The sequence below is a fragment of the Christiangramia echinicola DSM 19838 genome (assembly GCF_000423065.1).
In the GTDB taxonomy this organism is placed as follows: domain Bacteria; phylum Bacteroidota; class Bacteroidia; order Flavobacteriales; family Flavobacteriaceae; genus Christiangramia; species Christiangramia echinicola.
Genome location: NZ_AUHG01000011.1, coordinates 683,327 through 703,856 on the forward strand (window position 1 = coordinate 683,327; position 20,530 = coordinate 703,856).

17 protein-coding genes are annotated in these 20,530 nt (G+C 39.5%); 16 read left to right on the forward strand and 1 reads right to left on the reverse strand.

Annotated features, from left to right (window positions below; genetic code table 11):
* Position 1 precedes the first annotated feature (1 nt).
* From G530_RS0108240 to argH, 16 genes are all read left to right on the forward strand, one after another.
* Positions 2–634, forward strand: coding sequence for a response regulator transcription factor (locus G530_RS0108240; RefSeq protein WP_026934080.1), 633 nt, complete (start codon positions 2–4; stop codon positions 632–634).
* An 84-nt stretch (positions 635–718) separates the two neighbouring features.
* Positions 719–2,242: a carbon-nitrogen hydrolase family protein gene (locus G530_RS0108245; protein ID WP_026934081.1), complete on the forward strand. Its 1,524-nt coding sequence runs from the start codon at positions 719–721 to the stop codon at positions 2,240–2,242.
* Between the two features lie 489 nt (positions 2,243–2,731).
* A complete protein-coding gene (ilvD, locus tag G530_RS0108250; RefSeq protein ID WP_026934082.1) occupies positions 2,732–4,405 on the forward strand; it encodes a dihydroxy-acid dehydratase in 1,674 nt (557 codons plus the stop codon).
* Positions 4,406–4,416: 11 nt separating this feature from the next.
* On the forward strand, positions 4,417–6,150 hold the full coding sequence (ilvB, locus tag G530_RS0108255) for a biosynthetic-type acetolactate synthase large subunit (RefSeq protein ID WP_026934083.1): 1,734 nt from the start codon (positions 4,417–4,419) through the stop codon (positions 6,148–6,150).
* Positions 6,150–6,689, forward strand: coding sequence for an acetolactate synthase small subunit (ilvN, locus tag G530_RS0108260; RefSeq protein ID WP_026934084.1), 540 nt, complete (start codon positions 6,150–6,152; stop codon positions 6,687–6,689). Before ilvB ends, ilvN begins: the two co-directional genes overlap by 1 nt.
* A complete protein-coding gene (ilvC, locus tag G530_RS0108265) occupies positions 6,686–8,155 on the forward strand; it encodes a ketol-acid reductoisomerase (RefSeq protein ID WP_026934085.1) in 1,470 nt (489 codons plus the stop codon). Before ilvN ends, ilvC begins: the two co-directional genes overlap by 4 nt.
* Complete coding sequence (gene ilvA / locus G530_RS0108270; RefSeq protein ID WP_026934086.1) at positions 8,155–9,429, forward strand: threonine ammonia-lyase IlvA; 1,275 nt, start codon at positions 8,155–8,157, stop codon at positions 9,427–9,429. Before ilvC ends, ilvA begins: the two co-directional genes overlap by 1 nt.
* Before the next feature lie 333 nt (positions 9,430–9,762).
* Positions 9,763–10,404, forward strand: coding sequence for a GNAT family N-acetyltransferase (locus G530_RS0108275; RefSeq protein ID WP_026934087.1), 642 nt, complete (start codon positions 9,763–9,765; stop codon positions 10,402–10,404).
* A gap of 102 nt (positions 10,405–10,506) precedes the next feature.
* Positions 10,507–11,694 carry an argininosuccinate synthase gene (locus tag G530_RS0108280; protein WP_026934088.1) on the forward strand — a complete coding sequence of 396 codons (1,188 nt, stop codon included), beginning with the start codon at positions 10,507–10,509 and terminating at the stop codon, positions 11,692–11,694.
* The gene (gene argC, locus G530_RS0108285) at positions 11,691–12,656 is read left to right on the forward strand and encodes an N-acetyl-gamma-glutamyl-phosphate reductase (RefSeq protein ID WP_026934089.1); all 966 of its coding nucleotides are present in this window, start codon (positions 11,691–11,693) and stop codon (positions 12,654–12,656) included. The genes G530_RS0108280 and argC overlap by 4 nt, the downstream gene beginning before the upstream one ends.
* Before the next feature lie 82 nt (positions 12,657–12,738).
* Entirely contained in the window at positions 12,739–13,533 is a 795-nt protein-coding gene (gene proC / locus G530_RS0108290; RefSeq protein ID WP_026934090.1) for a pyrroline-5-carboxylate reductase, read from the forward strand.
* Between the two features lie 2 nt (positions 13,534–13,535).
* Positions 13,536–14,693, forward strand: a complete 1,158-nt coding sequence (locus tag G530_RS0108295) for an aspartate aminotransferase family protein (RefSeq protein ID WP_026934091.1) — start codon at positions 13,536–13,538, stop codon at positions 14,691–14,693.
* A 106-nt stretch (positions 14,694–14,799) separates the two neighbouring features.
* On the forward strand, positions 14,800–15,747 hold the full coding sequence (locus tag G530_RS0108300) for an N-acetylornithine carbamoyltransferase (protein ID WP_026934092.1): 948 nt from the start codon (positions 14,800–14,802) through the stop codon (positions 15,745–15,747).
* A 184-nt stretch (positions 15,748–15,931) separates the two neighbouring features.
* Positions 15,932–16,708 (forward strand): acetylglutamate kinase, encoded by a 777-nt coding sequence (gene argB / locus G530_RS0108305; protein WP_026934093.1) that lies wholly within the window; start codon positions 15,932–15,934, stop codon positions 16,706–16,708.
* Positions 16,708–17,775 (forward strand): M20 family metallo-hydrolase, encoded by a 1,068-nt coding sequence (locus G530_RS0108310; protein ID WP_026934094.1) that lies wholly within the window; start codon positions 16,708–16,710, stop codon positions 17,773–17,775. The genes argB and G530_RS0108310 overlap by 1 nt, the downstream gene beginning before the upstream one ends.
* 288 nt (positions 17,776–18,063) lie before the next feature.
* The gene (gene argH / locus G530_RS0108320; protein ID WP_026934096.1) at positions 18,064–19,341 is read left to right on the forward strand and encodes an argininosuccinate lyase; all 1,278 of its coding nucleotides are present in this window, start codon (positions 18,064–18,066) and stop codon (positions 19,339–19,341) included.
* Between the two features lie 65 nt (positions 19,342–19,406).
* Here argH and leuB read toward each other — a convergent pair whose 3' ends face one another.
* The gene (leuB, locus tag G530_RS0108325; protein WP_026934097.1) at positions 19,407–20,522 is read right to left on the reverse strand and encodes a 3-isopropylmalate dehydrogenase; all 1,116 of its coding nucleotides are present in this window, start codon (positions 20,520–20,522) and stop codon (positions 19,407–19,409) included.
* Between the last annotated feature and the right edge of the window lie 8 nt (positions 20,523–20,530).

Genomic DNA, 20,530 nt, shown 5'->3' on the forward strand with positions numbered 1-20,530 from the left:
TATGAACAAGACGATTATTATCGTTGATGATCATAAACTTTTTGCACAATCCCTTCAAATACTAGTCAGTTCTTTCGACGGTTTTGAAGTAATAGAAGTTTGTAAAAACGGAGAAGAGCTTGTAAATTACCTTCAGGCAGGGAATTCCATGCCAGATCTTATTCTACTTGATATGCGTATGCCGGTTATGGATGGAATGCAAACCATGAAGTGGTTAAAAGAGCAGCATCCTGATCAAAAGGTGCTTACTCTTACTGTAGATCAGGAAGACGAAACCATTATTAAAATGATAAGATTAGGCTGTAGAGGATACCTTTTAAAAGATATTGATCCTGAAGAATTTGAGCATGCCTTGAATGCCATAGATCGTACTGGATATTATTCTAATAAAACAATTTCTGAAGCTCTGAGCAGAGACGAGAGAAAGCAGAAATATGAAGAACTTACCCACCGGGAATTAGAGTTTTTAAATCACGCTTGCAGCGAGCTTACCTATAAGGCCATTGCAGGTGAAATGAACCTGAGCCCTAAAACCGTGGAAAATTATCGTGAAAGTCTATTCAGTAAATTGCATGTAAAGAGTAGGGTTGGTCTGGTGATTTTCGCTATTAAGGAAGGTATTTGCGAAGTTTAAGAATACTTTAATTCAAATCTCTATTTTCAAATTATATAACTGCATATTCTGCAGTATCTTCGCGTATCCAAAAATTACATTGCCGTGATAGATTCAGCAAAAATAGAACTAAGAAATTTACAGGTTAAAGACTACGAGGAATTAAAGATCTCTATGGTGAAGAGTTATCAGGCCATGCCTGATGAATACTGGAGTAAAGGAGAGATAAAAACCCTGGTAAATAAATTCCCTGAAGGGCAACTATGTATCGTTATAGATAACCGTATTGCCGGTTGCGCACTTTCTATTATTGTAGATTATGATAAATTCGATGATACTCATAATTACGAAGAGATCCTTGGTGGAGAGAATTTTTCAACGCATACTAAGAACGGAGATATTCTGTACGGGATTGATGTATTTATTCATCCCGAATTCCGCGGAATGCGATTGGGACGTAGACTTTATGAGGCCAGAAAAGAGCTATGCGAGCATCTCAATTTAAAGGCCATCATATTTGGAGGCCGTATTCCTAATTTCTCTAAATATGCCCATGAACTAACTCCTAAAAAGTATATAGACAAAGTCAAACTACAGGAAATACATGATCCTGTTTTATCCTTTCAGCTTAAAAATGATTTTCATGTAAAAAAGGTCATTAAAGGATACTTGCCCGGAGATCACGAAAGCAAGGAATTTGCCACCTTAATGGAGTGGAATAACATCTATTACACCAAACCTCAGAAGCTAGTAAACACCACTAAGACGGTTGTACGACTTGGCCTGGTGCAATGGCAAATGCGTCTTTTTAAAGATTATGATGCCTTGGTTTCACAAATAGAATTCTTTGTAGACGCGGTGAGTAATTACCAGAGCGATTTTATTCTTTTTCCTGAACTCTTTAATGCGCCATTAATGGCTCAATTCAATCATTTATCTGAACCTGAGGCAATTCGTGGACTTTCAGATTATACCGAAAGATTACTGGAGACTTTCCGGGAATTCGCGATTAATTATAACATTAATATCATTACTGGGAGTATGCCGTTGCCTGAAGGAGAGCATATGTATAATGTAGGTTATTTATGCCGAAGAGACGGTAGTTACGAACGTTACGAAAAACTTCATATCACTCCGGCTGAAGAAACTGCCTGGGGAATGAAAGGCGGGAATAAACTGGAAACTTTTGATACCGATTGTGGAAAAATTGGAGTTTTGATCTGTTATGATGTAGAGTTTCCGGAATTATCGAGACTGCTGGCCGAAGAAGGAATGAATATTCTATTTGTGCCATTTATGACCGATACTCAAAATGGATATTCCCGTGTGAAGATCTGTGCTCAGTCCAGGGCTGTAGAAAATGAATGTTATGTTGCCATAGCTGGATCTGTAGGAAACCTACCCAAAGTTGATAATATGGATATTCAGTATTCTCAAAGTGCGGTTTTAACACCTTCAGATTTTGCTTTTCCGGTAAATGGGATCAAAGCTGAAGCAACTCCGAATACCGAAAGTACTTTACTGGTAGATGTAGACCTGGATCTTTTAAAAGAGCTTCATAACTTCGGAAGTGTTAGAAACATGAAGGATAGAAGAAAGGATCTTTATTCTCTTAAAAAGAAAAAGTAAAGAAAGGCTGGCCTAGATTTAAGACCGTCACCCTGAACTTGATTCAGGGTCTCTAAACTATTACAAGAAAATGAGATTCTGAAAAATTTCAGAAAGACACAATGATCGATTTAAAATAAATTTAATGATCATATTTTCAGGTTATTAAATTTTATTTTTTACTTTAGAAATATGATTACAGCAGTTCAGAACATTATCGCATCAATTATTGAGGTCCTTTTCGTTTTCGAAAATCGACCCTGAGAGATGTGCGTTCTATTCATTATAAATCAAAGCCATCTTTATAGATGGCTTTTTTTATTTCCTGTTTCTAAGTTTTGCAGTATTCATAGCCATTAGCTATTGTAAAACAAAATGATGTAAATATCTAAAAAACAGATAGTTATATTTTTTGATTACTGTTTGGGCTTAATTCAGCAATTGTTAGTTAGCCAGGACACTGTAGTGAACCAAGTATTTTTAAATCTTATTGAAAACGAAACGAATTAAATGAATACCAAATTTAGTAGCACCATAACACAAAGCGATTCTCAACCTGCTTCCCAGGCCATGCTTCATGCTATAGGATTAAGCAAGGAAGATCTTAAAAAACCATTTGTGGGAATTGGGAGTACCGGTTACGAAGGTAATCCCTGTAATATGCACTTAAATGACCTTGCAAAAGAAGTCAAAAAAGGCACTCAGCAGGCAGGTATAAACGGATTGATCTTCAATACAATTGGAGTAAGTGATGGTATTTCTATGGGAACGGCTGGGATGCGCTATTCGCTTCCTTCCCGTGATCTAATTGCCGATTCAATGGAAACTGTAGTTGGCGGGATGTCTTATGATGGGTTGGTAACTGTAGTTGGTTGCGATAAGAATATGCCCGGTGCCTTAATGGCTATGTTAAGATTGAACCGTCCTTCAGTTCTGGTATATGGCGGAACAATAGCTTCAGGTTGTCATAATGGTAAAAAACTGGACGTGGTTTCTGCATTTGAAGCCTGGGGATCTAAAGTTTCCGGAGAAATGCAGGAAGAAGAATATCAACAGGTGATAGAAAAGGCATGCCCTGGTGCTGGTGCCTGCGGGGGAATGTATACGGCCAATACGATGGCTTCAGCAATTGAGGCTTTAGGGATGAGCCTTCCTTTTAATAGTTCAAATCCAGCTACCGGTCCTGAAAAAATTCAGGAAAGTGTTAAAGCCGGTGAGGCAATGGAACTTTTGCTGGAAAAGGATTTAAAGCCAAAAGATATAGTAACCGCGAAATCTTTAGAAAACGCTATTAGATTGCTTACAGTTCTTGGAGGTTCTACCAATGCAGTTCTTCATTTTCTGGCTATTGCCAAGGCTGCAGAGATCAGTTTCGGGTTAAAGGATTTTGAAAGGATCTGCGAAGAGACTCCATTTCTGGCAGATCTTAAACCAAGTGGAAAATATTTGATGGAAGATATTCACAGGATAGGAGGAATCCCAGCTGTGATGAAATATATGCTTGAAAAAGGATTACTTCATGGCGAATGCATGACCGTTACCGGTAAAACGATTGCCGAAAATCTTGAAAATGTGGAACCTATGCCTTTCGATCAGGATGTGATACATCCTGTGGAGAAACCTATCAAGGCCACCGGACACATCAGAATACTATACGGTAATCTGGCTGTTGATGGATCCGTTGCTAAAATAACGGGAAAGGAAGGTTTGAAATTTAAAGGAAAAGCGAAAGTATTTAACGGTGAATTTGAAGCTAACGAAGGAATTTCCTCCGGAAAGGTTCAAAAAGGAGACGTGGTCGTTATTCGCTATGAAGGCCCCAAAGGCGGCCCGGGAATGCCGGAAATGCTTAAGCCTACTTCAGCAATTATGGGTGCCGGACTTGGGAAAGAAGTAGCCCTGATCACCGATGGAAGATTCTCAGGAGGAACCCACGGCTTTGTAGTAGGTCATATCACTCCGGAGGCTCAACAAGGTGGACTTATTGGATTGCTTAAAGACGGGGATGAGATAAGTATCAATGCTGAAACAAATAGAATTGAAGCTCATTTGAGTGATGAAGAAATAAAAAAACGGAAAGAAGCCTGGAAAGCACCAGCTTTCAAGGTGACCGGAGGTGTACTCTATAAATATGCAAAAACAGTGGCATCAGCTTCAGAAGGCTGTGTGACAGATGAATTTTAATATGGTGAATTATGCAGGTAAAAACAGCAAGTTTTGAAAAGGTAAGCACAAAGAACACCTTGACTGTTTCGGGAGCTGAAGCGGTGATTAAATGTTTGCTTGAAGAAGGTGTGGAAACAATTTACGGTTATCCCGGAGGGGCGATCATGCCCGTCTACGATGAGCTGTACAAATATCAGAAGGAAATTCACCACGTCCTCACCAGGCATGAGCAGGGCGCTACACATGCAGCTCAGGGTTATGCCAGAGTTTCAGGAAAAGTTGGTGTGGCCGTTGCTACATCTGGTCCCGGAGCAACGAACCTTGTAACCGGGATTGCAGATGCGCAGATAGATTCTACGCCTATGGTTTGTATTACGGGTCAGGTTGGTTCTCATTTACTGGGTAGCGATGCTTTTCAAGAAACCGATATTGTAGGTATTTCAACGCCAATAACGAAATGGAATTACCAGATCACGAAAGCAGAAGAGATTCCGGAAGTAATGGCCAAAGCATTTTATATCGCCAAATCTGGTAGACCAGGGCCTGTTCTTATTGATATCACTAAAGATGCACAGTTCGCTTCCCTGGAATTCAGCTATAAAAAATGCTCCGGCATTAGAAGCTATAAGCCATATCCTGAGTTGAATCTTTTAGAGGTTCAAAGAGCTGCAGAGGTTATTAATAAAGCGAAAAAGCCAATGATCGTGTGGGGCCAGGGAGTGATCCTTGGTGGAGCTGAAGATCTATTAAAACAAGTAGTGGAAAAAGCAGGAATTCCTGCGGCATGGACCATTTTGGGTCTTTCAGCATTACCAACAGATCATCCTCTAAATGTGGGAATGGTGGGAATGCATGGTAATTACGGTCCAAATATGCTCACGAATGAATGTGATGTATTGATCGCTATCGGGATGCGTTTTGATGATCGTGTAACCGGTAACCTGGAGAAATATGCGAAGCAGGCCAAAGTCATTCATTTTGAAATTGATCCTGCGGAAATCAATAAAAATGTAAAAGCAGATTTTCCCGTTTTAGGAGATGTAAAAGAAAGTCTGAAAGCATTACATGAATTATTAGAGCCAAATTCTCATGAAGAATGGCATCAGGAATTCAAGGATATGTATAAAACCGAATATGAAAAGGTCATAAAAGGAAATCTGGATGTCACCAAAAAAGATCTTGGAATGGCTGAGGTTATCCAGGAGATCAATATTCAGTCTAAAGGTGATGCGATCATCGTTTCTGATGTTGGTCAACATCAAATGGCAGCCTGCCGTTATACTAAATTCAATCAAACCAGAAGCAACGTAACTTCTGGGGGGCTGGGAACCATGGGTTTTGCACTTCCGGCAGCAATTGGAGCAAAAATGGCTAAGCCAGAAAGGGATGTTGTCGCAGTTATTGGTGACGGCGGTTACCAGATGACTATTCAGGAACTGGGAACTATTTTCCAAACCAAAGTACCGGTGAAAATTGTGCTTTTAAATAATGGTTTCCTGGGAATGGTTAGACAATGGCAGCAGTTATTCTTTGATAAAAGATATGCTTCCACCACCATGATAAATCCAGATTTTATAACCATCGCCAGGGGTTATCATATCCAGGCTAAACAGGTTACAGAGAGAAGTCAGCTGGAAGCCGCAGTGAAAGAAATGATGGAAAGTAAGGAGGCCTATTTTCTGGAAGTAAAAGTTGAACAGGAAGAAAATGTGTTCCCCATGATCCCAACGGGAGCTGCAGTTTCAGAAATATTATTAGAGTAATGGAAAAGCAAAATTATACAGTTTCAATTTATACTGAAAATAACCTTGGACTACTTTCAAGGATCGCAGCTATATTTTTGAAAAGGCATATCAATATTGAAAGTATTACCGCCTCGCCAAGTGAGGTAACCGAGGTAATGCGTTTTATCATTATTGTAAAAGTGACCGAAGAACAGATCAAAAAGATCGTAGGCCAGATAGAGAAACAGATCGAGGTGATCAAAGCATTTTATCATACCGACGCCGAAACTATCTATCAGGAAACGGCTTTGTATAAGATCAAATCTGAAGACTTTTTAGATGATCATAATATCCAGGATTTTATTAAAGAGACCAACGCAAGGATCGTAACGGTAACCAAGGAATTTTTTGTAATTGAAAAGACCGGAAAAAGAACCGAGGTCGATGCTCTTTATGAAACCTTGAAACCATACGGATTAATGCAGTTCGTAAGATCGGGAACCATTGCGGTAACCAAGAACGAGATGCCAATATCAGGAATTCTAGAAAAATTTAATACCACAAACTCATTATCATGACCAACTATTTTAATAGCCTATCTAAAGCTGAAAAACTAAATCAATTAGGTACCTGCAGATTTATGGAACTGGATGAATTCAGCGATGGAACCCAAACCCTTTATGGTAAGAAAATAGTCATAGTTGGCTGCGGAGCTCAGGGTCTCAACCAGGGACTTAATATGCGCGACAGCGGACTCGATATTTCATACGCCTTGAGAGAAGGTGCGATCAAAGAGAAACGACAATCCTGGAAAAATGCTACTGAAAATGATTTCACCGTTGGCACCTATAAGGAACTAATTCCTGAAGCTGACCTGGTAATTAATCTTACCCCGGATAAACAACATACTAATGTTATTAAAGCTATTCAGCCTTATTTGAAAAAAGGAGCGGTACTTTCCTATTCTCATGGTTTTAATATCGTGGAAGAGGGTATGAAGATAAGAGAGGATGTTACCGTGATCATGGTAGCGCCGAAATGTCCGGGTTCTGAAGTTCGTGAAGAATACAAACGAGGGTTTGGTGTACCAACCTTAATTGCAGTGCATCCTGAAAACGATCCGAAGGGAATTGGTTTGGAATGGGCGAAAGCATATGCTTATGCTACCGGGGGTCACCGAGCGGGAGTGCTGGAATCTTCTTTTGTAGCTGAAGTAAAATCTGATCTTATGGGAGAGCAAACCATTCTTTGTGGTGTTTTGCAAACCGGCTCAATTTTAACCTTTGACAAAATGGTTGCTGAAGGTGTAGATAAGAATTATGCTGCAAAACTCATCCAGTATGGCTGGGAAACTATTACCGAAGCATTGAAGCACGGCGGAATCACTCAAATGATGGACAGGCTTTCTGATCCGGCCAGGCTGAGAGCTAATGAGATTTCAGAGGAATTGAAATCTAAAATGCGTCCGCTTTTTCAGAAGCATATGGATGATATTATTTCAGGTGAGTTCAGTAGTCGAATGATGCGCGATTGGGCCAACGATGATAAGGAATTACATACCTGGAGAGCTGAAACCGAAAATACTGCCTTTGAAAAAACAGAAGCGACTTCTGAGGAGATCTCTGAACAGGAATATTTCGACAAAGGAGTGCTGCTGGTAGCATTCGTGAAATCTGGAGTAGAGCTTGCTTTTGAAACTATGGTAGATGCCGGGATCATTGAAGAATCTGCTTATTATGAATCTTTGCATGAAACTCCACTGATAGCAAATACCATCGCCAGAAAGAAATTATACGAAATGAACCGTGTCATCTCTGATACTGCTGAATATGGTTGCTATCTGTTTGATCATGCCGCTAAACCGCTTATCAAGGATTATGTGAATTCCCTTGAGCCTGAAGTTGCAGGAAAAACATTTGAAGGAAAGGAACCAGATAATCAAAAACTGGAGAAAATAAATGCTGAAGTAAGAAATCACCCTGTTGAGGAGGTCGGAGCAAAACTAAGATCTGCGATGACCGCAATGAAGAAAATATACGCGTAATGGATACACTGCTGGAAAAAGATAAAATATACAAACCAACCCACGAAGCCGTTAAACAGGCTGCTGAAAGAATTTCCAAAGTGGTTTTAAAAACACCATTGGCTGAATCTTTTACTTATAGCAAGAAGTTTGAAGCCAATGTAATGCTGAAAAGAGAAGACCTGCAACAGGTTCGATCTTATAAGATTCGCGGTGCGTATAATAAGATTTCCAGCTTGCCCAAAGATCAGCTTGAAAAAGGAGTGATCTGTGCCAGCGCCGGGAATCATGCGCAGGGTGTCGCTTTTGCCTGCAATAAACTGAAGGTTAAGGGAGTGATCTATATGCCCGGTACCACTCCAAAACAAAAGGTGGAACAAACCGAAATGTTTGGTGGTGAATGGGTAGAGGTCGTTCTGAAAGGCGATACCTATGACGATTCTTTTAAGAGTGCCATGAAGCAAATGCATGAGCAGGGTCTTGTATTTATTCATCCATTCGATGATGAAAAAGTAATAGAAGGCCAGGCGACCATCGCTTTGGAAATTCTCGAGCAGGCTGATGCCCCAATAGATTATATTTTCGCTCCCCTTGGTGGTGGCGGATTGCTTGCAGGGGTTTCTTCTATGTTTAAAGAGTTGTCACCGAATACAAAAATTATAGGGATTGAGCCCGCTGGGGCACCTTCTATGAAAACTTCCCTCAAGGAAGGAAAGGTAATAGAATTGGCTAATATCGAAAGATTTGTGGACGGAGCGTCAGTTCAGAAAGTGGGATCCAGAAATTTCGCGATCTGTAAAGAGAATCTGGATGAAATGATCACCGTTCCTGAAGGTAAAATATGCCAGACCATTCTTGATCTTTATAACCAGGATGCTATGGTGGTAGAACCGGCAGGAGCCATGGCAATCTCAGCGCTGGATCTTTATGCGGAAAAGATCAAAGGCAAGAACGTGGTCTGTATCGTTAGTGGCAGTAATAATGATATCATCAGGATGGCAGAGATAAAGGAAAGAGCTCTGCTTTATTCAGGATTGAAACATTATTTCGTGGTTGTTTTTCCGCAGAGAGCAGGAGCATTAAAGGAATTTGTCGCTAAGGTGTTGGGACCTAATGATGATATTACCCATTTTGAATACTCAAAAAAGCACAATCGGTCTAATGGACCAGCAGTTGTCGGGATTGAATTAAAAGATCCGAAAGACTTCGGACCGCTTGTAGACAGGATGAAAAAAAGAAATTTTTATGGTGAATATCTGAATGATAATCCAAATTTATTTCAATTTTTGATCTAGTAAATGCCTGTAAACTAAAAATTTGTATACATTTGTAACATGATGTCTATCAAACAGATAATATTACCCCGTTTCAATTTCAGGCCCCGCCGCTTCTAGGCAGTGACCCGAAACGATTTTCTATTAATATTATTTGATTTTTTCCATTTTGACTTACTTAAACAGCATAGAATACAAACTTAATATCAGCACATTTTCTGATATTTCTCTTATGCGCCGCCGTTTCCCCCGTCGCACGTAAGTGCGTCTATATATTTATGGAACTTAGGTGAGTCCGGTTCCGCTCTCGAAAACCCAAATCAAAATATTTTTTTCAACATAAATTTTTAGCAGATGAAAATTGTCATTGCTAATAAATCTCATGCTTCTTATGCTGAGATCATTTGTAATACTATAGAAGAGTCGGCGAAAGTCCGTGGGACAGGTATTGCCCGCAGGACACCAGATTACATCATTAATAAGATGGAAAAGGGAAATGCCGTGATCGCTCTTGATGGTGAAAAGTTCGCCGGATTCTGTTATATAGAAACCTGGAGCCATGATAAATATGTGGCCAATTCCGGACTTATAGTTCATCCCGATTACAGAAATCAGGGCCTCGCCAAGGATATAAAGGAGGTCATCTTTAAACACTCCAGAACAAAATATCCGGAGGCGAAGATTTTTGGGATCACTACAGGTCTTGCTGTTATGAAGATCAATTACGATCTTGGATATCAGCCCGTAACTTTTTCTGAACTTACCGATGATGAATCTTTCTGGAAAGGTTGTCAGACCTGCAAGAATTACGACGTCCTAACCAGAACAGAACACAAGATGTGTTTATGTACGGGGATGATGTATGATCCTGAAAAAAAGAAAGAAACCAAGAAACCCGAAAAGCCTAAAAGTAAGTTTAACGATAAGGCATTTCAAAGATTAAAGCATATAAAACAAACGCTTTTTTATAAAAAGGAAAAAGCAGAGAATAAATAACAAATTCGTCAAGCCGAATTTATTTCAGCTTCTGAAGAGATCCTGAAATCGAAGATTCGACGAAGTCAAACAAGTTCAGGATGACGATTTACTAAGAATAAAATGAAAAAAATAGTTATAGCATACAGCGGAGGATTGGATACCTCATACTGCGCGAAATATTTATCTGAAGAAGAAGGATTTGAAGTTCACGCGGTGAGTGTGAATACCGGAGGTTTTTCAGAAGAAGAAATTCAAAAGATAGGAGATAACGCTAAAAAGATCGGAGCCAGCAGTTATAAGAATATCGATGCGATCTCCTCTTTTTATCAGAAAGTGGTAAAATATCTCATCTTCGGAAATGTGCTGAAGAACGATACCTATCCATTATCGGTAAGTGCGGAAAGAATAATCCAGGCGATAGAAATAGTAAATTATGCTAAGAAAGTCGGTGCAGGATATATCGCTCATGGAAGTACCGGTGCCGGAAACGACCAGGTGAGATTTGATATGATCTTCCAGATCATTGCTCCTGAAATTAAGATCATAACCCCAATAAGAGATAAACAACTTTCAAGACAGGAAGAGATCGAGTACCTTAAAAGTAAAGACGTTGAGATGAACTGGGAAAAAGCCAAATATTCGGTGAATAAAGGTCTTTGGGGAACCAGTGTTGGAGGAGCGGAAACTCTGACTTCAGAAAAAGCATTACCGGAAGAAGCCTATCCATCGCAACTAAAGGATAAGAAACAAAAGCAAGTCAAACTAAGCTTTACAAAAGGCGAATTGACTGCGATCGATGGGAAGGAAAATGTACCGGAAAAGAATATCGAAATTCTCGAAGGGATTGCTTCAAAATATGCCATTGGCAGAGATATTCACGTTGGGGATACTATTATTGGAATTAAAGGTAGAGTAGGATTTGAAGCCGCTGCCGCATTGATCACGATCAAAGCACATCATTTACTGGAAAAGCATACTTTGAGTAAATGGCAACTTCAGCATAAAGATTATACCTCCAATTGGTATGGAATGCATTTGCATGAAGGTCTATACCTTGATCCAGTGATGCGTGATTTTGAGGCTCAATTGGAAAGTTCCCAGGGCAAGGTTACCGGAGATGTGTTTGTTACGCTTCATCCTTATAGATTCACTTTAGACGGAATAAAGTCTCCAAACGATCTCATGAACAGCAGTTTTGGGAATTATGGCGAAGAGAACAAAGCCTGGACTGCCGATGATGCGAAAGGATTTATTAAGATACTTTCAAATTCAGGGAAAATCTATCAACATGTAAATCAGGATTCATGATAGAAGCAGGAATCATAGGAGGCGCGGGGTATACCGCTGGCGAATTAATCAGGATCCTGCTGAATCACCCAGAGGTGAATCTGAATTTTGTTTTTAGTACTTCACAACCGGGGAAACCTGTTCATAGTATTCATCAGGATCTAATCGGCGATACAGAACTTAAGTTTTCTAATAAGATCAATCCTGAAGCAGATGTGGTTTTTCTTTGTCTAGGTCACGGAAATTCTAAAAAGTTTCTTTCTGAAAATCAGTTTTCAGAAAACACAAAAATAATTGATCTGAGTACAGATTTCAGAATGAAAGCTGAAGATCACGAATTTGTATACGGACTTCCGGAATTGAATAAAAAGGAAATCAAATCAGCGGATTACATTGCTAACCCGGGTTGTTTTGCTACCGCTATCACCCTGGCCATTCTTCCTTTAGCCGAAACAAATTTATTGAATGATGAGGTGCACGTTAACGCGGTTACCGGTTCAACCGGGGCAGGAACTTCATTATCTGCCACTACACATTTTACCTGGAGGGATAATAATTTCTCAGCCTATAAGTCTTTTGGACATCAGCATTTGCATGAGATAGGGCAGAGTTTAAAACAGCTGCAGAAAAATCATAGTTCAGAAATTAATTTTATTCCGAATAGAGGAAATTTTTCAAGGGGAATTCATGCGACCGCGTACACAAAGTTTTCAGGAGAGTTTGAAGAAGCCAAAAAGCTCTATAATGAATTCTATAAGGATGCAGTATTTACTTTTCTAACTGAAGAGGAACTGCATTTAAAGCAGGTGGTTAATACAAATAAATGTATTCTGAGATTGGAGAAATATGGTGATAAACTTTTGATCACGAGTGTGATCGATAATTTATTGAAAGGCGCTTCAGGTCAGGCAGTACAGAACATGAATTTAATGTTTGGCCTTGATGAGAAATCAGGCTTGAACTTAAAGGCAAGTTATTTTTGATGTACGTCATCCCTTAACTTGATTCAGGATCTCAGAGAAGCTGAATCAAGTTCAGCTTGACGATTTTAAAACAAATTTTAATATGAAAATAGCAATTATCGGTACAGGGAACCTGGGAGTTTCGATCGCTAAAGGATTGATCTTTAGTAATGCTTTTACCACGCTTTATCTTACCAAGCGAGATCTTGATGATATTCAGGAACTTTCTGAATATTCAAAGGTCACTTTGACTTCAGATAATGTGGAGGCAATTAAGAATTCAGATATTCTGATCTTCGCTGTTCAACCCACCCAATTCGAAAGAATTCTTACAGAGATCAAAGACGAACTTACCGATAAACATGTGCTAATCTCTACGGTTACCGGATTTATGATTCCGCGAATGGAAGAAGTAATTGGAAAGGATCATTTTATCATCAGATCCATGCCCAATACCGCGATTGCGGTTGGAAAATCGATGACCTGTCTTTGCAGTAACGAAATCGGGCAAAAAAGGATCAAGATCGCCGAAGCCATTTTCAACCGTTTAGGTACAAGTATCATCATTCCGGAAAATAAGATGCAGGCAGCGACTGTAATTTGTGCAAGCGGTGTCGCTTTCTGGATGCGTTTGATACGCGCAACTACTCAGGGAGCTGTACAGCTTGGGTTTGACGCGAAAGACGCTCAGGAGCTCTCTATGCAAACCTGCCTGGGTGCTGCCAGTCTATTGATCGAGTCCGGTAAACATCCGGAGGAGGAGATCGATAAAGTCACTACTCCGCGAGGCTGCACCATTGAAGGTCTAAACGAAATGGAACATAACGGACTCAGTTCCTCTCTTATTAAAGGAATCCAGGCTTCTTTCAAAAAAATTAATAATATCTCAGATCAATAATTATGGAATTATTTGATGTTTATCCACTATATAATATAACTCCGGTTAAAGGAGAAGGTTGCTATGTATTTGATGAAAGCGGAAAAAAATACCTGGATCTTTATGGAGGTCATGCGGTGATCTCTATTGGTCATGCGCATCCTAAATATGTAAAAGCTATCCAGGAGCAGGTTTCGAAACTTGGATTTTATTCGAACTCGATCAAGAACCCTTTGCAAAAGGAACTGGCCGATAGACTTGAAGAGGTTTCTGGAGTACAGGATTACAGCCTGTTTTTATGCAGTTCAGGAGCTGAGGCGAATGAGAATGCCTTAAAAGTCGCCTCATTTCATACCGGCAAAGACAGGGTCATCTATTTTGAAAATGCATTCCACGGAAGGACTTCCGGAGTGGTGGCGATCACCGATAATGAAAATATTAAAGCACCTTTTAACCTTGGGCATAAAGCGACAAAACTGGCTTTTAATGATACCGATCCTCTTAAAGCTGAGATCGAAAAAGAGGATGTCGCCGCGGTGATATTTGAAGTCATTCAAGGCGTAGGCGGACTTGATGAAGCCAGTTCAGAATTCTATAAAGAAGCTGCGGAAATTTGTAAGGAAAATAAGGTAATGTTGATAGTAGATGAAGTTCAATCGGGTTATGGAAGAACCGGTGATTTCTTTGCATTTCAAAAACATAGTATCAGGCCCGATATTATAACTATGGCTAAAGGAATGGGTAACGGATTTCCCATTGGAGGAATTCTAATAGATAATAATATTTCCTCGAAATACGGTATGCTGGGAACCACTTTTGGTGGAAATCATCTCGCTTGTGCCGCCGGAATTTCGGTGCTGGATGCAATCAAGGAGGAGAATTTGATGCAAAATACCGCTGAAATTTCAGAATATATAAAAGAAAAAGCAGCCAGGATTCCGGAGATTAAAAAGATAAAGGGACGAGGCCTGATGATCGGGCTGGAATTCGATTTCGAAATTGCTTCTCTTCGCAAAGAATTGTTATTCGAGTACCAGGTATTTACCGGAGCATCAGCAAACAAAAAATTGCTCCGTATCCTGCCACCATTAAATATTAAAAAAGAACATTTTGAAACTTTTTTCGATGCTTTGCAGAAAGCATTAAAAAGCCAAACAAAAAAAATCGAGGCGTCAAGCTGAACTTGATTCAGCTTTATAAAGAAAGAATGTCATTTCGAACGAAGTGAGAAATCTAATCTTCCTTAGGCGCAAATTTCTTCGGAATGACAAATAACAAAATTCTAAAATGAAAAACTACACTAGTATATCAGACATCGATGACCTGGAATCTATGATCGGGGAGGCCAGAAGTTTAAAAACTAAAAACACGAGTTCCAAAGTTGGAGAAGGCAAAACTCTCGGGATGCTGTTTTTTAATCCGAGTCTGCGTACTCGATTGAGTACAGAGAAAGCAGCAAAACTGCTGGGGATGCAGGTAATGGTGATGAATGCAAGTAAAGATGGCTGGGCGCTTGAATTTGAGGATGGAGCGGTAATGAATTCAGATAAGGCTGAACATATTAAAGAAGCAGCCGCCGTACTTTCCCAATATTGCGATATAATAGCGGTTAGAGCTTTTCCGGGTTTAAAAGACAGGGAAAAAGATGAATCTGAACTGGTGCTGAATAGTTTTAAAAAATATGCTACTGTACCGGTGTTAAATCTGGAAAGTGCGACTGGACATCCTTTACAGGCATTGACCGATGCAATTACTATTCAGGAATTTAATCAGGCCAAAAAGCCAAAAATCGTACTTAGCTGGGCTCCACATCCAAAGGCTTTACCACAATCTGTTGCTAATTCTTTTGCAGAAATGATGCAGCGTCTGGACGTAGATTTCGTGATCACCAATCCGGAAGGATATGACCTGGATCCAAAAATTAGAAAAGATGTCAAGGTGGAGTATAACCAGGAGAAAGCATTTGAAAATGCAGATTTTATTTATGTGAAAAACTGGAGTAGTTATGAGGATTATGGCCAGGTTAAGGAGATTGAAAAAAACTGGACGGTAGATAAGTCAAAACTAAAGCATACAAATAATGCCAGAGTTATGCACTGTCTACCAGTTAGAAGAAATGTGGTGATTGCAGATGATGTTCTGGATAGTGAGAACTCAATTGTGATCCAGCAGGCTAATAACAGAACCTATGCAGCCCAGGCTGTTTTGAAAAGAATTTTAGAGTGTGCTAAATAAACAGTTCCGTCATTCTGAACTTGATTCAGGATCTCTGGAGAAGCTGAAATCGAAGATTCAACGAAGTTAAATAAGTTAAGGATAACGTTTAATTATATGTCATTTCGAACGAAGTGAGAAATCTTTTAATATGAGATTCCTCGGTCGAATTCTCCCTCGGAATGACTTTAAGCGAATAAATGGTATGAAACAAACACTAAAAGTCCTAAAAATAGGAGGAAGGCTAATAGAAAATGAAGCTTTACTGAATTCCTTTATGGACGACTTTGTAGAATTAAAAGGGCCAAAGATCCTGGTGCATGGTGGTGGAAATAAAGCTACTGAAGTTGCCGGTAAACTTGGTTTTAAAACGAAAATGATCGACGGTAGAAGGATCACCGATAAGGATTCCATGGAAGTGATCACGATGGTATATGGTGGGCTTTTAAATAAAAGTATCGTGGCAGGACTTCAGGCAAAAAAGCAGAATGCAATTGGTCTATGTGGAGCAGATGGAAAGGTTTTGATCTCCAAAAAGCGTGAAAATAAGGAGATCGATTATGGATATGTAGGCGACGTGGTACATGTGAATATTAATTTTATAGAATCACTACTGAAGCAAAATATTGTGCCGGTATTTTCGGCAATATCGTGTACTGATGAAGGGATGTTGTTAAATACTAATGGAGATTCTGTAGCTTCAGAAATTGCCATTGCAATGAGTAAAACTTATGAAACTCAACTTTATTATTGTTCTGAAAAGAAAGGAGTTTTAAGAGATATTGAGGATGACAATTCTGTAATTACTGAACTAAATTCTGAAAATTATAAAGAGCTAATAGCTTCAAAAGTGATCACTGATGGGATGTTACCTAAATTGCACAATTGCTTTGAAGCTATAAGCAGAGGTGTTTCTGCTGTTTTTCTAGGTGACGCTAATCTATTGAAGGAAAATGTAAGCCATACCAAAATTGTAAAATAATGCAGTTAAAAGAACTTCAGCAACAAGCCATAGAATTATTGAAAAACCTGATCGAGACTCAGTCTTTTTCAGGAGAAGAGGATAAAACTGCCGATCTGCTTGAGAAATGGTTCAAAGAACATCAAATTCCCTATAACAGACACCTTAACAATGTCTGGGCGGTGAATCAAGATTTTGATAAAGCCAAGCCTACTTTGCTGCTAAACTCTCATCATGACACGGTAAAACCAAATTCGGCCTATACTCGTGATCCTTTTAAAGCGGAAATCGTAGAAGGAAAGTTATTTGGTTTGGGAAGCAATGATGCAGGAGGCTGCCTGGTTTCATTATTGGCAACTTTCACATATCTTTATTATGCTGAAAATTTGACTTATAATATTCTTTTTGCCGGAACCGCTGAAGAAGAGATCAATGGTAAAAATGGGATTGCAGCTTTAATTCCAGAGATCCCACCTATTGATGTGGCGATCGTTGGCGAACCAACACTGATGAATCTTGCCGTTGCCGAAAAAGGATTAATAGTATTCGATGCGGTGGTGAAAGGAACTCCCTCTCATGCTGCACATCCAAATACAGATAACTCTATTTATAAAACAGCGAAGGTTCTGAAATGGTTTGAAAATTTCAAATTAGATAAAGTCTCTGAAACTCTAGGCGAAGTGAAAGTGACCGTTACGCAGATCAATGCCGGGAGCCAGCATAATGTGGTACCCGCAAAGACTCACTTGGTTATAGATGTTCGGGTGAATGATAAATACAGCAATAAAGAGATCCAAGAGATTTTACAAAAAGAGGCTCCGGTAGATGAAATAACCGCCAGAAGTTTAAGATTGAATTCATCTTCGATTCCATTAAACCACGAACTGGTGAAAGCCGGAATTGATCTGGGAATGGCAACTTATGGTTCTCCAACACTTTCTGATCAGGCGATGCTGAGTTGCCCGTCATTGAAAATAGGTCCGGGAGATTCTACAAGATCACATTCGGCAGATGAATTTATTTATGTGAAAGAGATCGAAGAAGGAATTGAAAAATATATAAAACTGCTTGAGAAAGCTCTTAAGTAAATGCAGCACTGAGCCTGTCGAAGTGCGATATTATTACTATGAAAAATGTCATATCGAACAAAGTAAGAAATCGGAGATTACACAGTCGCGAGCTTTTTCGGAATGACAAAAAAATAATTCGTCATCCTGAACTAGGCTCAGGATCTCTAAAGAAGCTGAATCAAGTTCAGCTTGACGAAAAAATGAGCATAAAGCATAAATCTTTAGAAGTCATTCCGAAAGTAGAGAAACCTGAGATTGCTCAGTTGTGAACTCTTTAGGATTGACTGGGAAATAAAAAATTAAAATATGAAACTCTGGGACAAAGGTATTTCAATAGACAAGCAAATAGAAAAATTCACGGTAGGCAATGACCGTGAACTGGATATGTATCTGGCTGAATATGATATTCAGGCCTCCAAGGCACATGCAAAAATGCTTGGAAAAGTTGGGATTTTAAAAAGTGATGAAGTTGAATCATTACTGCTAGAATTGGAAAAATTAAAAGTTCAGCTTGAAAATGGTGAATTTCATATCGAGGAAGAATTTGAAGATGTTCATTCCAAGATAGAATATGAACTAACAAAGAAACTGGGAGTCACTGGGAAAAAGATTCATACTGCCCGTTCCAGGAATGACCAGGTTTTAGTGGCGCAGCAATTATATTTTAAGGATAACCTTCAACAAATATCTGGTAAAACCAGGAAATTAATTGATGTTCTTCTTGAGCTCGCCGATGAGCATAAAGTAAAACTACTGCCGGGTTATACACATCTTCAGGTGGCCATGCCCTCATCTTTCGGGTTATGGTTTTCAGCGTACGCAGAATTGCTTATTGATGATCTTTATTTACTGGAAGCCGGCTTAAAGATAGTAGATCAGAACCCATTAGGTTCTGCAGCAGGTTATGGTTCCTCTTTTCCCATAGACAGAGAATATACAACGCAGGAACTTGGATTTTCAACACAGAAATATAATGTGGTCGCCGCACAAATGAGCAGGGGAAAATGTGAAAGGACGGTAACTTCAAATATCGCATCGCTGGCCAATACATTATCCAGATTTGCCATGGATATTTGCCTATATATGAGTCAGAATTTTGATTTTATCAGCTTTCCGGATGAATTGACCACGGGCTCTAGCATAATGCCGCACAAAAAAAATCCGGATGTTTTTGAGCTGATCAGAGGGAAATGTAATAAACTCCAGGCGATCGCCAATGAAATGATCCTGATCACAAATAATCTTCCCAGTGGTTACCACAGGGACTTTCAGCTCATAAAAGAGAATAGTATTTACGCGGTGGAAAATATGAAAGAAATACTTGATGTTTTTACCCATTCTATTGCGCAGATCAAAGTGAAAGAGGTAGATCTAAAAGAGGAAAAATATAAATATCTTTTTACCGTAGACAGTATTAATGAATTAGTGATGAGTGGCAAATCTTTCAGGGATGCCTATAAAATAATAGGAGAACAGGTTCAGAATGGAACTTATAAAGCTTCCGAGGGAATGCAACATTCACACTCAGGCAGTAAAGATAATTTATCATTGAACCTCATCAGGTTAAAACTTCAGCAGTTATAAAAAGACATGCCTCCTGAAGAAAATTCTAGCAGGAGGCAGCTGTCTAAACAAACATGAACTAATCTTTATATGATGGTCATTTGGCCGAGGCTAAGGTTTTCATTGTTCACAATGTGACCTTCAGTATCGCTGATCACACTTTCCAGAAAGTCACCAACCCGCTCGGTAGAATAATGATTGTCTTTATTAATATCGATGGTGCAAACGTTAAGTTTAATACTAAGATCCACAGCCATTCTCACTGTTTCTGCTTCCTTTCTAAGTCCTAAATGATCCAGTAGCATTGCGGCAGAAAGCACCGATGCTAATGGATTTGCAATTCCCTGACCAGTGGCTTGTGGATATGAACCATGAATAGGCTCAAAAAGCGCATTTTCAGTTCCTACCGAGGCAGATTCCAGTAAACCTATACTTCCTCCAATTACACTGGCCTCATCTGAGATGATATCTCCAAACATATTCTCGGTCAGGATGACATCAAACTGCTTTGGATTCAGGATCATCTGCATGGCAGCATTGTCTACAAATAGATAATCAACTTTTACATCTGGATATGCTTTAGCTAGTTCGGTCACCGTTTTTCGCCATAAGCGAGAAGTTTCCAGGACATTTGCTTTATCTACAAGGGTAAGTTTCTTTCTTCTTTCCTGAGCAGCTTTGAAAGCCAGATGTGCCACACGTTCAATTTCTTCTACGGAATAGGTGCAAAGGTCTGAAGCACTTCTTCCATCTTCAGAAGTACTTTTTTCACCAAAATAAATCCCGCCGGTGAGCTCGCGGAAAATTACCATATCTGCCCCTTCGATATTTTCGGGTTTCAGAGGTGATTTATGAATGAGACTTTCATAAGCCCGCACCGGTCTGATATTTGCAAAAAGACCCAGCTCTTTTCTAAGTTTCAATAATCCCTGTTCCGGCCTTATTTTAGCCGAAGGATCATTGTCATATTTAGGATCGCCAATTGCCCCAAATAGCACAGCGTCAGATTTTTTACATAGTTCCAGTGTGGTGTCAGGCAATGGATCCCCCATTAAATCTATTGCAATTGCACCCACTTCAGCTTCTTCAAAAATGAACTCATGATCAAATCTATCTGCAACAGCTCTCAGCACTTTAACTGACTGCTGCGTTATTTCGGGACCAATCCCGTCTCCGGGAAGTACAGCTATATTGAATTTCATATGTTTTA